Below are 25,113 nucleotides of genomic sequence, written 5' to 3' on the forward strand. Positions count from 1 at the left end.
GATGGCGTTTCTTGAGTGTACTTATGCGGGGGTACGACTGGCATAATTACGCGTCGAATCGCTTAACAATCAACGTCGCGTTGGTGCCACCAAAGCCAAAGCTGTTGCTCATGACCGTCTCAAGCTTGGTATCACGCTTTTCGGTGACGATGTCAAAGTCAGCCGCACGCTCATCTAGCGTTTCGATGTTGATGCTTGGCGCGATAAAGCCTTCTTTGAGCATCAATAGGCAGTAGATCAGCTCTTGTGCGCCGACCGCGCCTAAGCTGTGCCCTGTCATCGACTTGGTTGAGCTGATGGGTGGTACGCGCTCACTGCCGCTCTCTGTAAAGGCTTGAGCAATGGCTTTTAGCTCAGTGATGTCACCCAGTGGCGTACTCGTGCCGTGGCTGTTGATATAGTCAACGCTTTGTAGACCAGCTTGCTCAAGTGCTTGTTTCATGCAGCGTACCGCGCCTTCACCGCTTGGGGCGACCATTTCTGCGCCGTCCGAGCTTGCGCCGTAGCCGACGATTTCAGCGAGGATAGTTGCGCCGCGTGCTTGTGCGTGCTCAAGGCTCTCAACCACCACCATCGCACCGCCGCCGGCAATCACAAAGCCATCACGGTTTTGGTCATAGGCGCGCGAGGCTTGTTTTGGCGTGTCGTTATATTGCGTGCTCATCGCGCCCATGGCGTCAAACATACACGACTGCGTCCAATGCTCCGCTTCACTACCGCCTGCAAGGATGACGTCCGCTTTGCCGAGCTGAATCAGCTCCGCCGCGTGACCGATACAATGCGTTGAGGTCGCGCAGGCAGAGGAGATAGAGTAAGAGATGCCTTGGATTTTTAGACCCGTTGCCAGTGCTGCCGATACCGAGCTGCCCATGGTTTTGGGCACTGCCATCGCGCCTACACCGCGCAGCCCTTTTTCGCGCATCGCATCAACGGCGTTCACCACGTCTTGGGTTGATGAGCCGCCTGAGCTTGCCACCAGACCGACGCGTGGGTTGTGATTGATGGTGTCTAAGCTCAGACCTGAATGTTCAATCGCTTGCAATGCACTGACATACGCATAGAGACTGGCATCACTAAAAAAGCGCTTGAGCTTACGGTCGATACCTGAGGTGTCGAGCGCCGACTTATCTATGCTGCCACTGACTTGCGATTTAAAACCATGCTCAGCGTACGTCTCATTAAATGTGATACCGCATTGCCCTTGTGACAGCGCATCGGTGACTGTGGCTAAATCGTGTCCGATACAAGAGACAATCCCTGCTCCAGTGATGACGACTCGGCGCATAGCGTATTCCTTATAAAACGATAAAAAAATAAAAACTCATCAAGAGTCAATAAACGGCCTCTATACAGTACCCTTGCTTTTCATCAATGAAAGAACGCGCAAGTCCATACCGTGGGCAATAACTATGAGCGGTATAATACCGTATCAACACCGCAAAATCTTTGCCAAACTGTAAAATAAACGCAAAAAAACGATAAGCCGCATCGCGTAACGCGTCCTTATAAACCCCTATAGTTGGTTGGAAAAACGCGCGTAAACGCACCAAAACGACTCAGCCAAAGCGGAGACTTTCCATGCATTTTGGTAAACATGACAGCGCATTTAGATACAAACCCCTTGAGCTAATAACATTGTGTACACTGACAATCAGCGCTTGAGTCGATTATAATCAGCCTTCTATGCAATATGAATGTTTATCAATCATTTGTATTGCCGAAAATTACAGACCACAGGTGCCAGACAATACGGACACTGCGCCCCCATCGGGTCATATTTTTATAAAAACCGTTTTTTAGTATATTAAGGACAGCATCATGGCAAAACGCAACGCGTTATCTTCTAGTATCAGCATGGTCGGACACTTTACCCGCAGCAACCTTGAGCGCATGGGTGCCTTGCTTGACAACATCAATACCAAAAGCAGCAACCAAGCGCGCAAATACCAAGCCGTTGAGCTGGGCAAAGAAGACTACGAGCGCGACCTGTTTCGTGACCAAACGCTAAAGACCACACAGCAGCTTATCGGTACTCGTTTTGCCACCTATGGCAAGTACGCCAAAAAAGTCGTACCGAACAGCATGTTTCAATCGGTACTGGACAGCGCATTTGTACAAGTCGCCAAACTTGCGGCCAACTGGAGCCAGATGGACTTGCCAAACGAACATCGCTTTGCTGACGTTGCCCAGCTGGATGACGAGCAGCGTTACGCCCTAGCGACAGATATCGCCAACCAAAACCGCGCTTTGGCCACGCTCGGCGGCATCACAGGTTTGGCAGGCTTGCCAGGACTGCTTGCTGACACCTTATGGCTGCTGTTGGTATCACTTCGCACCGTTTATCAATTGGCTGCCGTGTACGACCAGCCGCTTACAGGCAAGCAAGGCATCAAAATGGCCTACGAGCTGCTCAGCCGTGCTGATTTGAGCAAAATGCAAGAAAAACAAGCGCTCTTAGCAGGTATTGGCGTCGGTAAAGGCTTGCTGGACAATGCCCAAAGTCGTGGTCTGCACAGCGAGCTTAAAAACCTAGGTCTAAAAAATCAAAATGTCAATTACTATGCCGAGCAAGTCGACAGCATCGCAAGCCAAGTCGGCATCGACCTTGATAACATCGACCTCACTTGGATTCGCCGCTTCTTGCCCATCACTGCCGTTGGCGTTGGCATGCGTTATAACAGCCAATTGATTGATGAGGTCATTGGCGTTGCCCAAGCCACCTTTGCCCCTGAGCCAAAGCTTGCCAACACCTTATTGACCGATGATAACAAAAAGAGCGACAGTACCGCCAAAGACACCAAAAAAGCAGACGCGACTGATAAGCGTGCCGATAAAGCAGCGGACAAAACTGCTGACACGGACGCTAAAAAAGCTGATGCTAAAAAGACTGACGACAAAACCACTGACGCCAGCAAAAAAGCGGACGATAAAGCAGATACCAAAGCCGCTGACAGCAAAAAGGCAGACACCAAAGCTACTGACAGCAAAAAAGCGGACGTAAAAGCCAATACTGGCAAAAAAGAAGAAACAAAAGCAGCTGCGGATAAAGTTAACACTGACGCGTCAAAACAAGCGGACAAAGCGGCTGACAGCAAAACAGACGCTACTCACGCGCCTGAGATGGAATCACAACACGTCGAAATCGCCAACAAAGCTGTGACCGATGTCACCGTTGAAAAAGTGCACAAAGAAGATGACAGCAAAGGCGACAAAGACAACAGTAAGACAGAAAAAACAAGCAATAAATAAGCGGTTCGGGCGTGCAGGCTGCCTTGTCAGCACGCCCATTATTCCCACCAAAAGCCATACATTTCTGCACAATCACCTTGAAAAGTACGCGCCAAGTACCATATAACAGCGCATACCGTTATCTCAAAGCACACTTGCCCGAGTTTGTAAAGTCAAAACACGGATAAGTGGTTGAAATAGCAGTAACATATCTTTATAATACACTGTCCTAAAAATGGGTACCGCCGATTATTGATACACATCAAACATCGGGCAGGGTTGTCCCATTTTTTTGTTTTATACCAAACGGGAGAAGGATGCCTTATGGCAACAACTAACCAATTGATTCGTAAGGGTCGCAAAACCATCAAGGAAAAATCAAAAGTTCCTGCGTTGCAAGCGTGCCCACAACGTCGTGGCGTATGTACTCGTGTATATACCACCACTCCTAAAAAACCAAACTCAGCCATGCGTAAAGTATGCCGTGTACGTTTGACTTCAGGCTATGAAGTATCAAGCTACATCGGTGGTGAAGGCCACAACCTACAAGAGCACAGCGTTGTACTTATCCGCGGTGGTCGTGTAAAAGATTTGCCAGGTGTACGTTACCACACCGTACGCGGCGCACTTGACTGTGCTGGCGTAAAAGACCGTAAGCAAGGTCGTTCTAAATACGGTGCAAAAAAACCTAAAGCATAAGCTTAGCGTTTGACTGTATCACTTATTAACTGTGCATGGGTTCGGTGCTGATAATGGCGGGTTGTAGCCCTAAATATACCCCAGCATACCACCATGCAGTAAGGCTGACTGACAACGTACTTCGCTTAAGATAAGCGCTAGAGTTTGTGAATGTCAGACACTCCTGAAGACAAGGAAATTTATTATGCCAAGACGTCGCGTCGTTGCTGCCCGTGAGATTCTTCCAGATCCTAAGTTCGGTAGCCAAACCATTGCAAAATTCATCAACCACGTTATGAAAGATGGCAAAAAATCTACTGCTGAGCGTATCGTATACGGTGCCCTTGAAACAGTAAGCCAAAAGCGTAACATCGAAGATCCAGTATCTTTCTTTGAAGAAGTACTAGAAAACGTACGCCCAATGGTAGAAGTAAAAGCCCGCCGCGTTGGTGGTGCCACCTATCAAGTACCCATGGAAGTACGTCCCTCCCGTCGTACTGCTTTGGCAATGCGTTGGTTGGCTGAAGCTGCTGCTAAGCGTTCTGAAAAATCAATGGCTCTACGCCTTGCAGGTGAACTTGGTGATGCTTTTGAAGGTAAAGGCAGCGCCATGAAGAAGCGTGACGAAGTACACCGTATGGCTGACGCCAACAAAGCGTTCTCGCACTACCGCTTCTAAGCGCCTTGACGCTATAAAAGAGGAGGGTTTTGTCATAAAACCGCCTCTTTTACAGATGTATCATAAGCGCAGCCTACAAACACCTACCTTGGTAGGTTGTTTTGTATCTGCACTGCTCAATGATATGATTGGTACATCTGTTGCGCGGCTTTGGCTATAAGACACTGTTTGTCAGCGTTTTAGCACACAAAGCCGCGTTTTATTATAATGTTGTCCCAAACTTGATACCCCCGATACAAAGGTCACCATTGGCATACCGCGACATCCGATCGCGACACGATTGCCATACTGTGTGTTACCGCATAAGGGGTAGGCAAAATTACTACATACACGACTTTCCCTAGGAAAACACTATGGCTCGTACAACTCCCCTAAAGCGCTATCGCAATATTGGTATCTCAGCGCACATTGATGCTGGTAAGACGACCACTACTGAACGTGTCTTATTTTATACAGGTGTCAGTCACAAAATCGGCGAAGTTCATGATGGCGCAGCTACCATGGACTGGATGGAACAAGAACAAGAGCGTGGTATTACCATTACTTCTGCTGCGACCACTTGTTTCTGGTCTGGCATGGCAAAACAGTTTGATGAACACCGCATTAACATCATCGACACCCCAGGTCACGTTGACTTTACTATCGAAGTAGAGCGTTCAATGCGTGTACTTGACGGCGCGTGCATGGTGTACTGTGCAGTAGGCGGCGTACAGCCACAGTCTGAAACCGTATGGCGTCAGGCGAACAAATACAAAGTACCTCGTCTTGCATTCGTAAACAAAATGGACCGCGTTGGTGCCGACTTCTACCGTGTTATCGACCAAATCAAAACGCGTCTAGGCGGCAAGCCAGTACCACTAGTTATCCCAATTGGTAAAGAAGACGACTTTGAAGGTGTTGTTGACCTTATCACCATGAAAGCCATCTATTGGGACGAAGCGTCTCAAGGTATGAACTTTGATGAGCGTGATATCCCAACTGAACTTCAAGACAAAGCAGAAGAGTACCGTGAGTACTTGGTAGAATCAGCGGCTGAATCTTCAGAAGAGTTGATGAACGAATACCTAGAAAACGGTGAATTGAGCGAAGCGCAAATCCACAACGCAATTCGTCAGTTGACTATTGATAACGAAATCATCCCAATGCTTTGTGGTACTGCCTTTAAAAACAAAGGCGTACAAAAGATGTTGGACGCCGTTATTCAGTACCTACCAGCGCCAATCGACGTACCTGCAATCCGCGGTATCCTAGATGACAAAGCGGAAACTGAAGCGACTCGTGAAGCGTCTGATGATGCACCATTTGCTGCACTAGCGTTCAAAATCATGAACGACAAATACGTGGGCAGCTTGACCTTCGTACGTGTGTACTCAGGTGTTATCACTCAAGGTAGCAGCGTTTACAACCCAGTTAAAATGAAGCGTGAGCGTGTAGGCCGTATCGTACAGATGATGGCAAACTCTCAAGAAGAGCTTGCAGAAATCCGTTCAGGTGACATCGCAGCCCTAGTAGGCATGAAAGATGTGACCACTGGTGACACGCTATGTGATGAAGACAACATCATCACCCTAGAGCGTATGGAATTCCCAGATCCAGTAATCAGCTTGGCAGTAGAACCAAAAACCAAAGCTGACCAAGAAAGAATGTCGATCGCTCTTGGCCGTTTGGCAAAAGAAGATCCATCATTCCGCGTTCACACTGACGAAGAGTCAGGCCAGACCATCATCAGTGGTATGGGTGAATTGCACCTTGAGATCTTGGTTGACCGTATGAAGCGTGAATTCAACGTTGAAGCCAACATCGGTGCGCCTCAGGTTGCATACCGTGAGACGATTCGTGCAACAGTTGAGCAAGAAGGCAAATTCGTACGTCAGACTGGTGGTCGTGGTAAATTCGGTCACGTATGGCTACGTCTTGAGCCGCTTGATCCAGCGGGCGAAACTGAATACGAATTCGCTGAAGAAGTTGTCGGCGGCGTGGTACCAAAAGAATTCCACGGTGCGGTTGACAAAGGTATTCAAGAGCGTATGAAAAACGGCGTTCTAGCGGGCTATCCAGTGGTTGGCGTAAAAGCGACCCTATATGATGGTTCATACCATGACGTTGACTCTGATGAGCTGTCGTTCAAAATGGCTGGCTCTATGGCGTTCAAAAAAGGCTTCATGAATGCAAACCCTGCACTTCTTGAGCCTGTAATGAAAGTTGAAGTAGAGACGCCAGAAGAATACATGGGCGACATCATGGGCGATCTAAACCGTCGCCGTGGTATGGTTCAAGGTATGGACGACCTACCTGGTGGCACCAAGCAAATCCGTGCTGAAGTACCGTTAGCAGAGATGTTCGGTTACGCAACACAGATGCGCTCTATGTCACAAGGTCGTGCAACTTACTCAATGGAATTCCAAAAGTACGCAGAAATTCCAAAGTCAGTATCAGACGCGATTATCTCTAAATACAACGCAAAAGATGACGACGAGTAAATATTACTAAATACAACGGGCGTACAAAATTGTGCTACCGTTTGTATGAAATCGACCAATAACGGGTGAAAAAGCTTGTTATTGGTCTCGATTTTCTTATAATATTTGCACATTGTATCTATAGCTTTTTACAATTATCTTAATTTAGTCGATAACAGACTTATTCTGTATTGACTCCAAATAAAGAGGAATAACCCATGGCAAAGGCCAAGTTTGAACGCAGTAAGCCACACGTTAACGTCGGAACCATCGGCCACGTTGACCACGGTAAAACCACATTGACAGCTGCAATCGCAACGGTAGCAGCTAAAACTTCAGGCGGCGAAGCAAAAGACTACGCGTCAATTGACAGCGCACCAGAAGAAAAAGCACGTGGTATTACCATCAACACCAGCCACATTGAGTATGACACTGAAGCACGTCACTACGCACACGTAGACTGCCCAGGCCACGCTGACTATGTTAAAAACATGATCACTGGTGCGGCACAGATGGACGGCGCTATCTTGGTTGTATCAGCAACTGACGGCCCAATGCCACAGACTCGTGAGCACATCCTACTATCTCGTCAGGTAGGCGTACCCTACATCATCGTATTCATGAACAAATGCGACATGGTAGACGACGAAGAACTGCTAGAGCTAGTAGAAATGGAAGTTCGCGAATTGTTGAACGACTATGACTTCCCAGGCGACGACACCCCAATCATCAAAGGTTCAGCGCTAGAAGCATTGAACGGCAGCGATGGCAAATACGGTGAGCCAGCAGTTATCGAACTACTAGAAGTACTAGACACCTACATCCCAGAGCCAGAGCGTGACGTTGACAAAGCATTCTTGATGCCAATCGAAGACGTATTCTCAATCTCAGGCCGTGGTACTGTAGTAACTGGTCGTGTTGAGTCTGGTATCGTAAAAGTTGGCGACGAGATCGAAATCGTTGGTATCAAAGCAACTCAAAAAACCACCTGTACTGGTGTTGAGATGTTCCGCAAACTGCTAGACGAAGGTCGTGCTGGTGAGAACTGTGGCGTACTACTACGTGGTACTAAGCGTGAAGACGTACAACGTGGCCAAGTACTAGCGAAGCCAGGTTCAATTACCCCGCACACCAAGTTTGACGCTGAAGTATACGTACTAAGCAAAGAAGAAGGTGGTCGTCATACTCCGTTCTTGAACGGCTATCGTCCACAGTTCTACTTCCGTACTACTGACGTCACTGGCGCAATCCAGCTACAAGACGGTACTGAAATGGTAATGCCAGGCGACAACGTTGAGATGGGCGTAGAGCTTATCCACCCAATCGCAATGGACAAAGGCCTACGTTTCGCGATTCGTGAAGGCGGCCGTACTGTAGGCGCTGGTGTTGTAGCAAACGTTCAAAACTAATTTGAACCCGCTATAGCATACCAATGCTAAAAAAGAGCCACTCGAAAGAGTGGCTTTTTTTATGGCTGGTAGGTATAAGAGATTGAATGAGTCGGGCAGAGTTACTCTACGAGTTTGTCCTTTTGTTTATATTTAAAAAAAGAGAAGCAAAATTATTGATTGATTGATAATTTATGATTGCAATATACAGGCTTGCTTGATATATTATGCCCTCATGTAATAGACAGCATGAAACGCACTACCAAGTCCGAGCATTTGTGCTAATTTTAGTAAAATGTTCGATAAGCACTTGATTTGTCGTTTGAATATTGTATAATGCTGTCCTTTAACATCTATAGGCGATTGGCTCAATTGGTAGAGCATCGGTCTCCAAAACCGAGGGTTGTAGGTTCGAGTCCTACATCGCCTGCCATCTTTATATCATATCTTTGCGGTACTCTTTTATCTCCGAAGCGAGTCCTTTATGAGCAATAATCAAGATAACCTCGAGACTAAGTTATCTGATGCTAAGGCAGTTGCTAACGGAATGCTCAGCAAAAATAAGCGTCAGAACGTGAGCAATACCAGCGCTGTTGAAGTCGCCAAGACGGGTTCAGCAAAAGATATCATATTGTGGTTGTTGGCTATTGCTGCTTTGATTGCAGCAACGCTTGTGAATCAATACTTACCAGGTTATTGGCAAGCCGCTAATGATCTGTGGACGCGTATTGGTATTATTGTCGCTCTGATTGTATTCGCCTTTGTTTGTTTGGTCATGACGCATCAGGGTCGCGCATTTAAAATTTTGTTAAAAGATGCCGTGGTAGAGCTGCGCCGAGTGACGTGGCCGAGTAAAGATGAGACGGTACAGTATACTTGGCAAGTGATTGTCGTCATCGCCATTGTAGGTTTCTTTATTTGGTTGTTGGACAACTTCTTTAACTGGTTTGTGGGACTGTTTATTGGCTAGTCCACCATTAGGGTAGTGTTGGCAATCTATTGGTCATTTGATTCAAGATTTATTTATAGCGATTAGGAGCGTGACATGCGTTGGTATATTGTCCAAGCGTTTTCAGGATATGAAAAACAAGTACAACGTTCATTAACTGATCGTATCAAGCGCAGCGACTTTGCTGAGTCGTTCGGTGATGTCTTAGTGCCCACCGAAGAAGTCGTTGAAATGAAAGACGGCAAAAAGCGTAAGAGCGAGCGCAAGTTTTTTCCAGGTTATGTGCTTATCCAAATGGATATGAACGACGACACTTGGCACATTGTCAATGAATGCCCACGTATCATGGGTTTTGTCGGCGGTACACCTGAGAACCCTGCACCGATTACCCAAGTAGAAGCAGACCGTATTCTAAACCGTTTGAATCAAACTGAAGTCGCGCCACGTCCGAAGACTTTGTTTGAGCCAGGCGAAGAGCTATTGGTTATTGACGGTCCGTTTACTGACTTTAAAGGTATGGTCGAGAAAGTGGACTATGAAAAGTCAAAGCTGCAGTTGACCGTAAACGTATTTAATCGACCCACTCAGGTCGAGCTTGAGTTTAGTAAAGTTGAAAAACTGGACTAAATATTTATAACCCGGGGAGCTGTTGTGATGTGTTGCTATCAGCACATACTGGCGCTATCACCCATTTAGGAGACAATCATGGCTAAAAAGATTGATGGTTACATCAAACTGCAAGTGCCTGCAGGTAAAGCAAACCCTTCACCACCTATCGGTCCTGCATTGGGTCAAAAAGGTGTGAACATCATGGCGTTCTGTAAAGAATTCAACGCTGCGACTGCTAACCAAGAGCCAGGCTTGCCAATTCCTACGGAAATCACCGTATACAATGATAAATCATTCACGTTTATCATGAAGTCGCCACCAGCAGCATACTTGCTACGCAAGGCCGCTGGTATCGCAAAAGGTTCAGGCACGCCAAACACCGCTAAAGTCGGTAGCGTTACTCGTGAGCAACTAGAAGAAATCGTTAAAACCAAAGACGCAGATTTGACTGCGGCTGGTCTTGACGCAGCGGTTCGTACCATTGCTGGTACTGCTCGCTCAATGGGTATTACCGTGGAGGGTGTATAATGTCTAAGTTAACCAAACGTCAAAAAGAAATCCAAGGTCGTTTTGACAGCGAAAAGCAATACACTATCGATGAAGCGGTACAAATTCTAAGCGATTTGCCACCACTAAAATTCAAAGAGTCTATCGATATCGCTGTAAACCTAGGTGTTGATCCACGTAAATCTGACCAAGTCGTTCGTGGCGCAACCAACCTACCAGCCGGTACTGGTAAAACCAAGCGCGTTGCTGTATTCGCTCAAGGCGCAGCAGCAGAAGCCGCTAAAGAAGCGGGCGCTGACATCGTTGGTTTTGAAGACCTAGCTGAAAGTATCAAAGCGGGCAACATGGACTTTGACGTTGTTATCGCTGCACCAGACGCAATGCGCGTTGTCGGTCAGTTGGGTACTATCTTGGGTCCACGTGGCTTGATGCCAAACCCAAAAGTTGGTACTGTAACGCCAAACGTTGCTGAAGCGGTTAAAAACACCAAAGCAGGTCAGGCTCAGTACCGTGTAGACAAAGCGGGTATCATCCACGCGACTATCGGTCAAATCGGCTTTACTGCTGAACAAGTTGAGCAAAACGCGCAAGCGATCATCGCTGATCTTAAGCGTGCAAAGCCTGCAACTTCTAAAGGTATTTATATCAAGAAAATTACCTTGTCTAGCACTATGGGCCCTGGTCTGACTATCGATCCAGTACCATACCGCGTTGCTAAATAATTTTATCGCTCCTTTGAGTGATTGAGACAAAAGAATGTAATGAATTAGGTCAGCGTAGCGAACGCTACGCTGTCTAAGACCGTAGGTAAAAAACAGGACAACCCTTGTGGTTGGGCGGTTTTTGTTAATCGACGCAGATGAAAATCTAGGTTGGCCTACGCAGACGGTGACCCAAACAGCTTATGATAAGAGATGATAGATAAGTTTCTACAGCTCAACGTCATTCTGATAATGGTGCCGTAATCAGTCGCTACCAGTAGCTGGTACTATTGCTGGTGGTGTGTCGTATCAAGTCAATGATAGGACAGGGGTTTGAGCAATCTTGCCTTGTTTTATGATTGATAAGATTAAGGAGTCAACTTATGGCATTAACGCTAGAACAAAAACAACAAGTTGTGGCTGAAGTGTCTGAAGTTGCTGCTAATGCTTACTCAGCGGTAGCTGCCGAATATCACGGTATTAGTGTTGCGAAGCTTACCCAGCTTCGTGTACAAGCCCGTGAAAAAGGTGTCGTTTTGAAGGTTGTGAAAAACACCCTAGCAAAACGTGCTTTTGAAGGCACAAAGTTTGAGTGCATGTCAGACAGTCTGACTGGTCCTTTGCTTTTGGCATTCTCAATGGAAGATTTGGGTTCTGCTGCTAGAATCGTTCACGAATTTAGCAAAGAAAACAAAGCCCTTGAGACCAAAGCGGTATCAGTTGGTGGTGAACTATTTGGTCCACAAGAATTAGAACGCGTATCGAAGCTACCAACTCGCGACGAAGCGCTTGCTATCTTGATGGCAACCATGAAAGCACCAGTGACCGAGCTTGCACGTACTTTGAAAGAAGTACCAGGCAAATTCGTTCGCACCGTAGCAGCAGTCAAAGACGCAAAAGAAGCTGCTTAATTGCTTGTTGTAATCACTTGTTAATATCGCAAGTAACCATGGCTAACCTTTTTGATGCATGGCTACAGGCGATAGTAAAATCATTTAATTTTTATCAGATAACGGAGAGTTCCCATGGCACTATCTAAAGAAGATGTGTTAAACGCAATCGCTGAAATGTCAGTAATGGACATCGTTGAACTAATCAGCGATATGGAAGAAAAATTCGGCGTAACTGCTGCTGCTGCTGTTGCTGCTGCTCCTGCTGCTGCTGAAGCTGGCGCTGCTGCTGAAGAAAAAGACGAGTTTGACGTAATTCTTGCTGGCTTCGGCGACAAGAAAGTTGCAGTAATTAAAGCTGTACGTGAAGCTACTGGCCTTGGCTTGAAAGAAGCTAAAGACCTAGTTGAAGGCGCTCCTGCTCCTATCAAAGAAGGCGCATCTAAAGCTGAAGCTGAAGAGTTGAAAAAGAAACTTGAAGAAGCTGGTGCTTCTGTTGAACTAAAATAAGTTTAACAGCGCTATAAAAAGAGCTGGTAATGCCTTGCATTATCAGCTTTTTTTTATTATAATTCTTAGCTTGACCTTTTGTGTCTGCCAACATTCGTATGCATTAACGGTGGATACCCATCAAAAGGACAGACGATATACATGCACGCAAAAACGCCAGTGTTTTACTATAAGTGACTATGAGCTAAACGTCATAAGATGTTTGGCATTTTTTCGTGTCTGTGCGCTTTCCCATTAACGACAACGTTAATATTGATTCTAACCCATATTGATTCGCTTAGCATGATTGTACTGTTGGTGCATAGGGTCATAGACAGTATATTTCACTGACGGTATCATTTGGTATCTAAGCTGTAGATGACTAAAGACAGCAGACTAAAATCAGGATATGATTGAGTATTTTTTATAAAATGGCAGACATTGCCGACCAGCACCCGAAAAGACAGTTTCTATAGTCGATTATGGTTTGGCTGTCATCAGTACATATTGCTTATTAACGGTTGCGCTAGCAGCCATGGTTTCTTTTATTATCGTCTACGTTGCCAAAGTTGTATAGCCTCTATACAGACCGGTCACGCTTTCAATTTGTTTTCACGTCTACTGTAAGGACTCTCGATGGCATATTCTTATACTGAAAAAAAGCGTATTCGCAAAAGTTTTGCTGAATTGCCCACTGTAATGGACATTCCTTATTTGTTGTCTATTCAGGTAGATTCTTATGAGCACTTTTTGCAAGAGCACAAAAAGCCTAAGGCTCGTGAGAATATTGGTTTACAAGCTGCGTTTTCTTCTATTTTCCCTATCGAAAGTCACTCTGGTAACGCTGAGTTGCAGTTTGTGGAATACCACCTAGGCACCCCTGAGTTTGACGAGCGCGAATGTATTTTGCGTGGTTCAACCTTTGCTGCGCCAATGCGTGTCAAAATCCGTTTGATTATCAAGGATAAAGACAGCAAAGATAAAGACAGCAAAGCGGCCATCAAAGATATCCGCGAGCAAAGCGTCTATATGGGCGAAATCCCACTGATGACCGACAACGGTACCTTTATTATCAATGGTACTGAGCGTGTTATCGTATCACAGCTACACCGTTCACCGGGTGTTTTCTTTGACCATGACAAGGGTAAGTCACATTCAAGTGGTAAGGTGCTGTACAACGCGCGTATCATTCCTTACCGTGGCTCATGGCTTGATTTTGAATTCGATGCCAAAGACTTGGTATTTGCACGTATTGACCGTCGTCGTAAATTGCTGGCGTCTATCATCCTGCGCGCATTGGGTCTTGAAACTGCCGAAATCTTGGACATCTTCTTTGATAAGGTTGCGGTTTATAAAGGCGAAGAGCAGTTTGAGATTGACCTTGTGGCCGACCGTCTGCGCGGTGAAATGGCACAGTTTGACATCGTATCACCAGACGGTGATGTCATTGTTGAACAAGGCAAACGCATCAACGCCCGCCGTATCCGTCAGCTTGAAGAAGCGGGTATGACCAAAATTGCTGTGCCTGACGAGTACCTATACGAGCGTATTTTGGCAGAAGATATCGTGGTTGATGATGAAGTCATCGCTCGCGCCAACACGCTGATTGACCATGAACTGCTTGTTAAGCTGAGCAACACTGATATCAAAGAAATCAGCATTCTGTTTACCAATGATATCGACCAAGGTACTTACATTGCCGATACTTTACGCGCTGATACCACCTCAAGCCGTGAAGAAGCCTTGATCGAAATCTATAAAGTCATGCGTCCAGGTGAGCCACCAACGGTCGATACCGCAGAAAAGCTGTTTGAAAGCATGTTCTTTAACGCGGATCGTTATGACTTGTCTAACGTCGGTCGTATGAAGTTCAACCGCCGTCTTGGTCTGCCGTTTGAAAATACAGACGATCCAGACGTACAGCGCGAGCGCAGCGTACTGACCAATGATGACATTATCAATGTGCTAAAAGAGCTGATTGAGATTCGTAACGGTCGCGGTGAAGTCGATGACATCGACCACTTAGGTAACCGTCGTATCCGTTCGGTCGGCGAGATGGCAGAAAACCAATTCCGCGTCGGTCTGGTACGTGTTGAGCGTGCAGTAAAAGAGCGTCTAAGCTCAGCGGAGTCTGACAACCTATCGCCACAAGATTTGATCAACTCAAAACCTGTTGCTGCTGCAGTTAAAGAATTCTTTGGCTCAAGCCAGTTGTCACAGTTTATGGATCAGAACAACCCGTTGTCTGAGATTACCCATAAGCGCCGTGTATCAGCCCTAGGTCCAGGCGGTCTAACGCGTGAACGTGCAGGCTTTGAAGTACGTGACGTACACGATACCCATTACGGTCGTGTGTGTCCGATTGAGACCCCTGAAGGTCCAAACATTGGCTTGATTAACTCGCTAGCGGTATTTGCGAAGACCAACAGCTTTGGTTTCCTAGAGACCCCATATCGCCGCGTTGTGGATGGCAAAGTAACCGACACTGTTGAGTACCTATCAGCGATTGAAGAAGTCGGTACGGTCATCGCACAGGCTGACTCGCCGATGAACGAAGACGGTGAGCTGAGCGAAGAGATGATCAGCGTACGTAGCTACGGTGAATTCGTGCGTATGCCTGCTGAAAAAGTCACGCATATGGACGTGTCACCAAGTCAGGTTGTCTCAGTTGCCGCAAGCTTGATTCCATTCCTAGAGCACGATGATGCTAACCGTGCCTTGATGGGCTCGAACATGCAGCGTCAGGCAGTACCGACCCTACGTGCGGACAAGCCACTTGTTGGTACCGGCATGGAGCGTCACGTTGCGCGTGACTCTGGTGTGTGTGTGATTGCCAAGCGTGGCGGTGTGATTGAAGACGTTGATGCCTCACGTATCGTCGTTCGTGTGAATGAAGATGAGATGACGGCGGGTGAAGCGGGTATTGATATCTACAACCTAATCAAATACACCCGCTCGAACCAAAACACCTGTATCAACCAGCGCATCATTGTGAACCAAGGTGATGAAATTGCTTCAGGCGATATTCTAGCCGATGGTCCATCAACCGATTTGGGCGAGTTGGCACTGGGTCAGAACATGCGCGTCGCGTTCATGCCTTGGAACGGTTACAACTTTGAGGATTCAATCCTACTATCAGAGCGTGTGGTAAAAGAAGATCGCTTTACCACCATCCACATTCAGGAATTGACCTGTGTGGCGCGTGATACCAAGTTGGGTCAAGAAGAAATCACTGCCGATATTCCAAACGTTGGTGAAGCTGCGCTGTCTAACCTAGACGAAGCAGGTATCGTATATATCGGTGCTGAAGTCGATGCAGGCGATATCTTGGTCGGTAAAGTGACGCCAAAAGGTGAAACGCAGCTAACGCCAGAAGAAAAGCTACTGCGTGCCATCTTTGGTGAGAAAGCCGCGGACGTGAAGGACACCTCACTACGTGTACCAACCTCAAGTAAAGGTACGGTTATCGACGTACAGGTATTCACTCGTGATGGCGTAGAAAAAGATGCCCGTGCGCGCTCTATCGAAAAATCACAGCTGGACAGCTATCGTAAAGATTTAAAAGAAGAGCTGCGTATTTTTGAAGAAGCGGCACGTGGCCGTATCAGCAACTTGCTGGACGGTCAAAAAGTCAGCGGCGGCGCGGGTCTAAAAGCAGGCACGGTCATGTCAGCAGCAGACATGAAAGACATGACGCTTGAGACTTTGCTTGATATTCAGCCTGTTGAAGAAGAAATCTCTGAGCGCTTGACGCAAATCTCAGATTACTTGGTCGATAAGCAAAAAGATATCGACACCAAGTTCGCTGAGAAAAAACGCAAGCTGACTGCGGGCGATGATTTGGCGCACGGCGTACAGAAGATTGTGAAAGTCTACTTGGCCGTAAAACGTCGTATCCAGCCTGGTGATAAGATGGCGGGTCGTCACGGTAACAAGGGTGTGGTATCACGCATCATGCCTGTAGAAGACATGCCATACGATGAGCACGGCAACCCTGTTGACATCGTCTTGAACCCACTCGGTGTACCATCACGTATGAACATCGGTCAGGTACTAGAGACGCATTTGGGTATGGCGGCCAAAGGCTTGGGTGAAAAAATCGACAACATGCTAAAAGCACAAGCGGCCATCAATGAGCTGCGTGAGTTCTTAGACAAGATTTATAACCAAGTGGGCGGCGAGCGCGTTGATTTGGACAGCCTAAGTGATGATGACATCCTAGCATTGGCGGGCAACCTACGCGGCGGCGTACCGATGGGTACCGCAGTATTTGATGGTGCAAAAGAAGAGCAGGTTAAAACTTTGCTTGAGCTTGCAGGTCTTGACAGAGACGGTCAGCAGGTATTGTACGATGGTCGTACCGGTCAGAAGTTTGACCGTAAAGTGACCGTCGGTTACATGTACATGCTCAAATTGAACCACTTGGTCGATGACAAAATGCACGCCCGTTCAACCGGTTCTTACTCACTGGTGACGCAGCAGCCACTGGGTGGTAAAGCTCAGTTCGGTGGTCAGCGCTTTGGTGAGATGGAAGTGTGGGCGCTAGAAGCTTACGGCGCAACTTACACCTTGCAAGAGATGCTGACGGTGAAGTCGGATGACGTGGAAGGTCGTACCCGTATGTACAAAAACATCGTCGATGGTGAGCAATACATGGATCCAGGCATGCCTGAGTCGTTCAACGTATTGACCAAAGAAATCAAATCACTAGGTATTAATATTGAGCTAAAAGAGACCCGCTAAGTCTTGTTCAGTGTAGTGATACACGCTTAGCAGTCACACCAAGGCAGCAGGCACCAGCGGCTGCTTTTGGTGGTTTATCTCATCCCTATGCATTGCCTTCAGTCGCTTGATGCCCTCATATAGAGCCATCAGGTGATTATAAAGATAACGGAGAAGCAACTTGAAAGACTTACTCGATATTATGCAAAGCCCTGCCGGCAACGGCAGCCGTGAATTTGACAGTATTCAAATTACGCTCGCTTCGCCAGATACCATCAAGTCATGGTCACATGGTGAAGTCAAAAAGCCTGAAACCATCAACTACCGTACGTTCAAGCCTGAGCGCGACGGTCTGTTCTGTGCCAAAATCTTTGGTCCAGTAAAAGATTTTGAATGTCTGTGTGGCAAATACAAGCGCCGTAAGTTCCAAGGCGTGATTTGTGAAAAATGTGGCGTAGAAGTCACTACTGCTAAAGTACGTCGTGATCGTATGGGTCACATCGACCTAGCGAGCCCAGTGGCGCACATTTGGTTCTTAAAGTCACTGCCTAGCCGCATTGGTCTACTGCTTGACATGACGCTACGTGATATCGAGCGCGTCTTGTACTTTGAAAGCTACATCGTGACCGAGCCTGGCATGACCAGCCTTGAAAAGTACCAGTTGCTAGACGATGAAGACTACTACAAAGCGCTAGAAGAGTTTGGTGATGAGTTCGTTGCCAAGATGGGTGCTGAAGCGGTTCAAGACTTGTTAAAAGACATCGATATCGATGTTGAGATTGACGAGCTGCGTGAAGCAATTCCGCAAACGGGTTCTGAAACCAAGCTTAAAAAGATGTCAAAGCGTCTAAAACTGCTTGAAGCGTTCCGTGACTCAAACAACAAGCCTGAGTGGATGGTTATGACTATCCTGCCAGTCTTGCCACCTGATTTGCGTCCACTCGTACCGCTTGAAGGCGGCCGTTTTGCCACGTCTGACTTGAACGACTTGTATCGCCGCGTCATCAACCGTAACAACCGTCTAAAGCGTCTGCTTGAGCTGAGCGCACCTGACATCATCGTACGTAACGAAAAACGTATGCTGCAAGAATCGGTCGATGCCCTACTTGATAACGGTCGCCGTGGTCGTGCCATCACTGGCAGCAACAAGCGCCCACTAAAATCACTGGCTGACATGATCAAAGGTAAGCAAGGTCGTTTCCGTCAGAACCTTTTGGGTAAACGTGTGGATTACTCTGGTCGTTCGGTGATCGTTGTTGGTCCAACTCTACGCCTGCACCAGTGTGGTCTGCCTAAGAAAATGGCACTTGAATTGTTCAAGCCATTTACTTACTCAAAACTTCTATCGCATGGCATGGCTACCACCATCAAAGCGGCGAAGAAAATGGTCGAGCGTGAAGAGCCACAAGTATGGGATATGCTGGCGATGGTTATTCGCGAACACCCTGTACTGCTAAACCGTGCGCCAACCTTGCACCGTTTGGGTCTGCAAGCGTTCGAGCCTGTATTGATTGAAGGTAAAGCAATTCAGTTACACCCATTGGTATGTACCGCCTTTAACGCCGACTTTGACGGTGACCAAATGGCAGTACACGTACCCTTGACGCTAGAAGCGCAGCTTGAGTCACGTGCCTTGATGATGTCAACCAACAACATCTTGTCACCAGCAAACGGTGATCCAATCATCGTACCGTCACAAGACGTTGTACTCGGTCTGTACTACATCAGCCGCTCGTCAATCAATGTCAAAGGCGAAGGCATGGTCTTTGCTTCGGTAAACGAAGCACTGCGCGCTATCGGCTCAAATGACCTACACGTCAACGCCAAAATCAAAGTGCGTGTGACCGAAACGGTGATTGATGAAGAAGGCAATCGCAGCCAGACCACAGGTCTAAAAGAAACCGTCGCGGGTCGTTTGTTGATTTGGAACATCATGCCTAAAGGTATGACGTTTGAAGAGTGCAACCAAGAGATGACCAAGAAAAACATCTCACGTTTGATCAACTCTTGCTACCGTAAACTTGGCGTAAAAGACAGTGTTATGTTCGCTGACCAATTGATGTACTTAGGTTTCGCGCAAGCGACCCTATCAGGTGTGTCTATCGGTATCGAAGACATGGTCATCCCGCCAATGAAAAAGCAAATCATCGAAACGGCTGATGCTGAAGTACGTGAAATCGAAGACCAGTTTGAGCAAGGCTTTGTGACCGCAGGTGAGCGCTATAACAAGGTTGTCGATATTTGGTCACGTACCAATGACAAAGTCGCCAAAGCGATGATGGACAACCTAGCGACCGACAAAGTCATCAACGCGCAAGGTGAAGAAGAAGAGCAAAAATCATTCAACTCTATCTTCATCATGTCAGACTCAGGCGCTCGTGGTAGTGCCGCGCAGATTCGTCAGCTTGCTGGTATGCGTGGTCTGATGGCAAAACCAGACGGCTCAATCATTGAGACGCCGATTAAAGCGAACTTCCGTGAAGGTTTGACCGTACTTCAGTACTTCATCTCAACCCACGGTGCACGTAAAGGTCTTGCCGATACCGCACTAAAAACCGCGAACTCAGGTTATCTAACTCGTCGCTTGGTTGACGTGGCGCAAGATTTGGTCATTACCAGTGATGACTGTGGTACCGATCAAGGCCTACTCATGACCCCGCACATTCAAGGTGGCGAGATCATCGAGAAGCTGGGCGACTTGGTATTGGGTCGTGTGACGGCGCGTGATGTGACGTATAACGATGATGCCAGTAAAGTCTTGATTCCAGCAGGTACGCTGATTGATGAGCAGTGGGTACAAATCCTAGACGACAACGCGATTGATGACATCTGGGTACGCTCAGTCATCACTTGTGACGTGGCGCATGGTGTTTGTTCGCAGTGTTATGGTCGTGACCTTGCTCGCGGTCATAAAGTGAACATCGGTGAGTCTGTGGGCGTTATGGCAGCACAGTCAATCGGTGAGCCAGGTACTCAGTTGACCATGCGTACCTTCCACGTAGGTGGTGCAGCAAGTTCGGCCTCTGTCGACAACAGCATCTCTGTACGTAACGAAGGTCAAGCGCACTTCCACAACATGAAGACGGTAGAGCACACCGACGGTCACTTGGTTGTCGTCTCGCGCTCGGCTGAGATTGCGTTGACTGACGATTTAGGTCGTGAGCGTGAGCGCTATAAAGTACCTTACGGTTCAAGCGTTTTGGTCAAAAACGGTGACAAAGTGGATGGTGGACAGACCATCGCTAAATGGGATCCGCACACGCACCCCATCATCACAGAATTCGCAGGTAAAGCACGCTTTAGCGACATTACTGACGGCTTGACAGCAACCGTTAAGATGGACGAAGCGACAGGCATGAGCTCATTTGAGATTCTGGCCACGCGTGACCGTTCAAGCGCTGCTAAAGACTTGCGCCCTGCGATTATCTTGACCACTGATGAAGGTAAAGAAGTGGTGTACTTCTTGCCAGCAGAAACTGTCATCCGTGTCAGCGATGGCGAAAACATCGCAGCAGGTTCGGTACTTGGCCGTGTACCACAAGCGTCATCAGGTACCAAGGATATTACCGGTGGTCTGCCACGTGTTGCTGACTTGTTCGAAGCACGTCGTCCAAAAGACCACGCGATTATGGCAGAAATGACAGGTGTCGTGAGCTTCGGTAAAGAAACCAAAGGCAAAAACCGCTTCATTATTACCAATGAAGATGGTGAGACGCATGAAGAGCTGATTCCAAAATGGCGTCAAATCAACGTCTTTGAAAACGAAACCGTTGAGCGCGGTGAGGTCATCGCTGATGGTCCACAAAACCCGCACGACATCTTGCGTCTAAAAGGCGAGACGGCACTGGCAAACTACATTGTCAACGAAGTACAAGACGTTTACCGCTTGCAGGGTGTAAAAATCAACGACAAGCACATCGAGGTGATTATCCGCCAGATGCTGCGTAAAGTTGAGATTACCGATGGCGGCGACTCAAGCCACTTCAAAGGCGATCAAGTGGAATATGCTGACGTGAAAGCCTTGAACGAGAAGCTAGAAGCGGAAGGCAAGTTCCCAGTGCAGTATGAGCGTCAATTGCTGGGTATCACCAAAGCCAGCTTGGCAACAGAAAGCTTTATCTCAGCGGCGTCTTTCCAGGAAACCACGCGCGTACTAACTGCAGCAGCGGTTACTGGTAAGATTGATGACCTACGCGGCTTGAAAGAAAACGTCGTTGTTGGTCGCTTGATTCCTGCAGGTACTGGTCTTGCGTATCACAACGCACGTAAAGTGAAGGCAGAAGAGAGCCTAAACGATAAAGAGCTAAGCGCGGCATTTGATATGGGCGCGAGCACTGACAGTAAAGACTTCGCAAGCTTTGATGAAGCCTTTGCGCAAGAGCTGAACCAAGACAGCCAGTAATCCGCCATTCTTATTGTTTGATAAAAAAAGCCAGCCACCGTGCTGGCTTTTTTTATACCCAGTCGTGCTATCATGTTTGCCAGACAATAGAGTCCGCGCAACGCATAAGCCGAACTGGCTTAAAAATGGTCATAGCACAAGGAGGCGATATGGCACAAAAAAACCCCGCCGCACAATACTATCAAGAGCGTACCAACCAAAAACTGTATTTTTGCCGCTTGGCGTGTCAAGCTGCTGGCGAAACCGCAGACAAACAGCTGTACCAAGCGCACTGTGAAAATGCCATTTTTCATTTATACGGTACGTTTTTGGCATTTTTACAAGAATTGAATCAGTATTATGAGTTGCCATTGATGGCGCCCACCGTGCTTGAGATTCAGTCGGCGTTAGAGGCGCGGACGCAGATATCGCCTGAGATTAACCGCTTACAGCAATTGCAAGAGGCAGGATTTTTGGCGGATATTTTGCACGCTTATGAGCGCTGCTTGCAGCCAAATTACGACGCTGCGCAGCAAGCCATGCCAAAGGTGCAAGACAAAGATATTGTGATTAATGTGGTCACCATGTCCAACCGCTGGCTGCCCGATGAAGACAGTATTCGTGAATGGCGACAGCAGTTGCTGGATTTGATTGATTCGCTGCGTGAAGGGATGCGCAGCTATTAGATAGGGCTGATTTTGCTTTGCTCTGAATAGACAATAAAAAAAGCTTACGCCATGAGACGTAAGCTTTTTTTATGCTTAAAGTATGACGCGACTTATTCTGGCATTGGCGGCATTTCTTGAGTGGGGGTAACCACGAGCGGCTGTGATGAACCTGCGCTGATGGTATTGTTTGACTCTAACGCACTACGAATACTGGGCTCAGGTAGGGGTCTGCGCTGCGTGACAGGCATGACAGGTTTTTTGGCTTCCTCTGGGGCAGCATTACTTGCACGAGTATTACGCGTACTGCCTTCATTGGTCAGCTCAATCACCTTTTGCTCAGGCTTTTCTGATTTGGCGCGATTGTTCAGTGAGACCCACTGCTGGGGAACGCCTTTGAGCGCTGTACGCATAAAATCAATCCAAACGGGTAGGGCAGCGACGCCGCCATACTCATGACGCCCCATAGTGGTGGGCTGGTCAAAGCCCATCCAAACCACAGTGGCATTGGTAGGCTGAAACCCTGCAAACCAAGCATCTTTGGCTTCGTTGGTGGTTCCTGTTTTACCGCCAATATCATCACGACCCAGTGCGCGTGCGCGTACCGCTGTACCATGACGTACCACATCGCGCAGGATACCTGCCATATCATAGGCCACTTGTGGTTTTAAGATACGAGGTGCTTGCTCCGCATAGACGGGGGTCAGTTTGGGTGCGTGTAAGCGGTCTGCAACAGGGCTGGCATTGTGGATTCTAAGACGTGCGCGTTCTTCGGCTGTCTGTTCATCCTGCGCTGGTGCTGTATCATCCGTAGCGTTAACCGCTTCTAGAGCCTCTGCGCCATCTTTTGGCTGATCTTTTTGTTCCTGCTCGGCCAATTTTTGCGCGTCTAAGGCATCATTAAAGCATTTGGCACAAGCTTGCTGCGGATTGGCTTGGAACAAGAGCTCATTTTGATAATTATAAATTTGATCGATAAAGTACGGCTGCACGCGGTGACCACCATTAGCAAACGTGGCGTAAGCGGTTGCCATCTGTAGCGGCGTTGCTTGTCCTGTACCCAGCGCAAGTGATAAGGTAGTAGGCAGCTTTTCTTTATCCAGACCAAACTGATCGAGCAAGTCGCGTGCATCAGAAATACCCACCGCTTGCAACAAGCGGATAGAAACAAGGTTGCGTGATAGATAGAGACCGCGGCGCAGTGTGATGTTGCCTAAAAAACGACCATCAGAGTTTTTAGGCTGCCAGTCGCCCACTTGAATGGGGCTGTCTGAGACGATACTGTCAGGACGATAGCCTTTTTCAAGCGCAGTGGTATAAATCAGCGGTTTGATGGTTGAGCCAGGTTGACGCCAGCCTTGTAGCGCGCGGTTAAACTTACTGCGATTAAAATCAAAGCCGCCAACCAGTGCGTTTAAAGCGCCAGTGTCGGGGTTTAGTGACACGAGGCTGCCTTGTACTTTTGGCAGTTGCGCGAGCTGCCAGTTGCCGTTTTCGGTGGCAACCAAGCGCACGATATCTTTTTCGCTCACCACTTGTGCGGCATTGTTCGGATAATAACCGATTCTATCTGCGGAGATGTGTTTGCGCGCCCAGCGAATACCTGACCAAGGTACCGTGACTTTTTCGCCAGAGGGCATAGTCGCTTCAAAGCTGCGCGCGTTGACTTTGTCCACGCGGGCAGGATACATGCCGCCATAAACGTCAAAGTCGCTAAGCGGTTTGTCATTGGCCTCAGCGCCGCGCCAGCCATGACGGTGGTCATAAGCGATAAGCCCTTTGAGTACCGCAGACTCGGCTGCAATTTGTTGCTTGCTGTCTACTGTCAGACGTACGCGCCAGCCGCCATTTAGTACCTTTTCACCATAGCGATTGACCAGCGCAGAACGGGTCATTTCTGCCAAATACGGCATGTTGACGTCCAGCTTTTCTTGGTACAGCGCCAGACCTATCGGCGCTTTAATCGCTTCTTTGTACTGCGCATCAGTAATGTAACCAAGCTCATGCATACGCCCAATAATCCAGTTGCGTCGCGTCATAGCGCGTTTGGGATTGGCAACGGGGTTGTATTTAGATGGGGCTTTGGGTAGACCTGCCAGCATGGCCATCTCAGCGATGGTCAGCTTATCAAGAGATTTGCTGTAGTATTTTCTGGCCGCCGCACGAATGCCGTACGCGCCTTCACCAAGATAGATTTTGTTGACATACAAGGTCAAAATCTCATCTTTACTGAGCTCATCTTCCATTTTACGAGCGACAAACAGCTCAGTTAATTTGCGGTTCAAAGTCCGTTCAGGACTTAAAAAATAGTTTTTTGCTACCTGCATGGTGATGGTGGAGCCACCAGTTTGCCCTTCATCGTCAGTGACCACTTCAGTGACCGCGCGCCCCAGACCTTTGATACTGATACCACTGTGCTGAAAAAACGACGCATCTTCAGCCGCCAAAAACGCATGGGTTAGGTTTTTGGGAATTTCATCATACGTCACGGGCAAAGACATGCGGTTACCGTACTGCCCAATCAGCTTGTCATCACGACTATATATCTGTAACGGCATCTCTAAACTGGCAGTTTTAATTTCTTGAATACTTGGCAAAGTGGGTGCCAAGTACATCGCCATACTATAAAAGCCGATAGGTACGGCAAGGGCCAGTACAATGGCAAGCGCAAGACAGGCAACCACAAGTCTCACAATATAGTGAATGAAATGAACAGGTACTTTGTTTTCGGTCATAATGAGACTTATCGATTCGCAAATGTGACAAAG

General features: G+C 47.7%; 16 protein-coding genes and 1 tRNA gene. 15 read left to right on the forward strand and 2 right to left on the reverse strand.

The annotated features are described in order from the left end of the window. Positions 1-46: 46 nt before the first annotated feature. Entirely contained in the window at positions 47-1,285 is a 1,239-nt protein-coding gene (locus JMW05_RS07870) for a beta-ketoacyl-ACP synthase II (protein ID WP_201504756.1), read from the reverse strand. Between the two features lie 533 nt (positions 1,286-1,818). On the opposite strand from JMW05_RS07870, the gene JMW05_RS07875 reads away from it, so the two are divergent. From JMW05_RS07875 to JMW05_RS07945, 15 genes are all read left to right on the forward strand, one after another. Next, the gene (locus JMW05_RS07875) at positions 1,819-3,249 is read left to right on the forward strand and encodes an EcsC family protein (RefSeq protein ID WP_201504757.1); all 1,431 of its coding nucleotides are present in this window, start codon (positions 1,819-1,821) and stop codon (positions 3,247-3,249) included. A 303-nt stretch (positions 3,250-3,552) separates the two neighbouring features. After that, a complete protein-coding gene (gene rpsL, locus JMW05_RS07880) occupies positions 3,553-3,927 on the forward strand; it encodes a 30S ribosomal protein S12 (protein WP_025646352.1) in 375 nt (124 codons plus the stop codon). A gap of 184 nt (positions 3,928-4,111) precedes the next feature. After that, positions 4,112-4,585, forward strand: coding sequence for a 30S ribosomal protein S7 (gene rpsG / locus JMW05_RS07885; protein ID WP_199507435.1), 474 nt, complete (start codon positions 4,112-4,114; stop codon positions 4,583-4,585). Positions 4,586-4,938: 353 nt separating this feature from the next. Further along, on the forward strand, positions 4,939-7,065 hold the full coding sequence (gene fusA / locus JMW05_RS07890) for an elongation factor G (RefSeq protein WP_201504758.1): 2,127 nt from the start codon (positions 4,939-4,941) through the stop codon (positions 7,063-7,065). A 197-nt stretch (positions 7,066-7,262) separates the two neighbouring features. After that, positions 7,263-8,453: an elongation factor Tu gene (tuf, locus tag JMW05_RS07895; RefSeq protein WP_201504105.1), complete on the forward strand. Its 1,191-nt coding sequence runs from the start codon at positions 7,263-7,265 to the stop codon at positions 8,451-8,453. A gap of 336 nt (positions 8,454-8,789) precedes the next feature. Continuing rightward, positions 8,790-8,865 (forward strand) — tRNA-Trp (locus JMW05_RS07900). A gap of 51 nt (positions 8,866-8,916) precedes the next feature. After that, the gene (gene secE / locus JMW05_RS07905; RefSeq protein WP_201504759.1) at positions 8,917-9,402 is read left to right on the forward strand and encodes a preprotein translocase subunit SecE; all 486 of its coding nucleotides are present in this window, start codon (positions 8,917-8,919) and stop codon (positions 9,400-9,402) included. Between the two features lie 75 nt (positions 9,403-9,477). After that, positions 9,478-10,008 carry a transcription termination/antitermination protein NusG gene (gene nusG / locus JMW05_RS07910; RefSeq protein WP_201504760.1) on the forward strand — a complete coding sequence of 177 codons (531 nt, stop codon included), beginning with the start codon at positions 9,478-9,480 and terminating at the stop codon, positions 10,006-10,008. 78 nt (positions 10,009-10,086) lie between these two features. Further along, positions 10,087-10,518 carry a 50S ribosomal protein L11 gene (rplK, locus tag JMW05_RS07915; protein WP_201504761.1) on the forward strand — a complete coding sequence of 144 codons (432 nt, stop codon included), beginning with the start codon at positions 10,087-10,089 and terminating at the stop codon, positions 10,516-10,518. Then, complete coding sequence (rplA, locus tag JMW05_RS07920) at positions 10,518-11,219, forward strand: 50S ribosomal protein L1 (RefSeq protein ID WP_201504762.1); 702 nt, start codon at positions 10,518-10,520, stop codon at positions 11,217-11,219. The genes rplK and rplA overlap by 1 nt, the downstream gene beginning before the upstream one ends. 362 nt (positions 11,220-11,581) lie before the next feature. Then, positions 11,582-12,109: a 50S ribosomal protein L10 gene (gene rplJ, locus JMW05_RS07925; RefSeq protein ID WP_201504763.1), complete on the forward strand. Its 528-nt coding sequence runs from the start codon at positions 11,582-11,584 to the stop codon at positions 12,107-12,109. 114 nt (positions 12,110-12,223) lie between these two features. Continuing rightward, entirely contained in the window at positions 12,224-12,598 is a 375-nt protein-coding gene (rplL, locus tag JMW05_RS07930) for a 50S ribosomal protein L7/L12 (RefSeq protein WP_199508260.1), read from the forward strand. 615 nt (positions 12,599-13,213) lie between these two features. Next, on the forward strand, positions 13,214-17,320 hold the full coding sequence (rpoB, locus tag JMW05_RS07935; protein WP_201504764.1) for a DNA-directed RNA polymerase subunit beta: 4,107 nt from the start codon (positions 13,214-13,216) through the stop codon (positions 17,318-17,320). Between the two features lie 160 nt (positions 17,321-17,480). Next, complete coding sequence (rpoC, locus tag JMW05_RS07940; protein WP_201504765.1) at positions 17,481-21,701, forward strand: DNA-directed RNA polymerase subunit beta'; 4,221 nt, start codon at positions 17,481-17,483, stop codon at positions 21,699-21,701. Positions 21,702-21,850: 149 nt separating this feature from the next. Further along, positions 21,851-22,366, forward strand: a complete 516-nt coding sequence (locus tag JMW05_RS07945) for a DUF6586 family protein (RefSeq protein WP_201504766.1) — start codon at positions 21,851-21,853, stop codon at positions 22,364-22,366. Positions 22,367-22,458: 92 nt separating this feature from the next. Here the strand turns inward: JMW05_RS07945 and JMW05_RS07950 are convergent, their stop codons facing one another. Next, a complete protein-coding gene (locus JMW05_RS07950; protein ID WP_201504767.1) occupies positions 22,459-25,080 on the reverse strand; it encodes a penicillin-binding protein 1A in 2,622 nt (873 codons plus the stop codon). Positions 25,081-25,113 lie beyond the last annotated feature (33 nt).

This window comes from Psychrobacter aestuarii (genome assembly GCF_904846035.1).
Taxonomy (GTDB): domain Bacteria; phylum Pseudomonadota; class Gammaproteobacteria; order Pseudomonadales; family Moraxellaceae; genus Psychrobacter; species Psychrobacter aestuarii.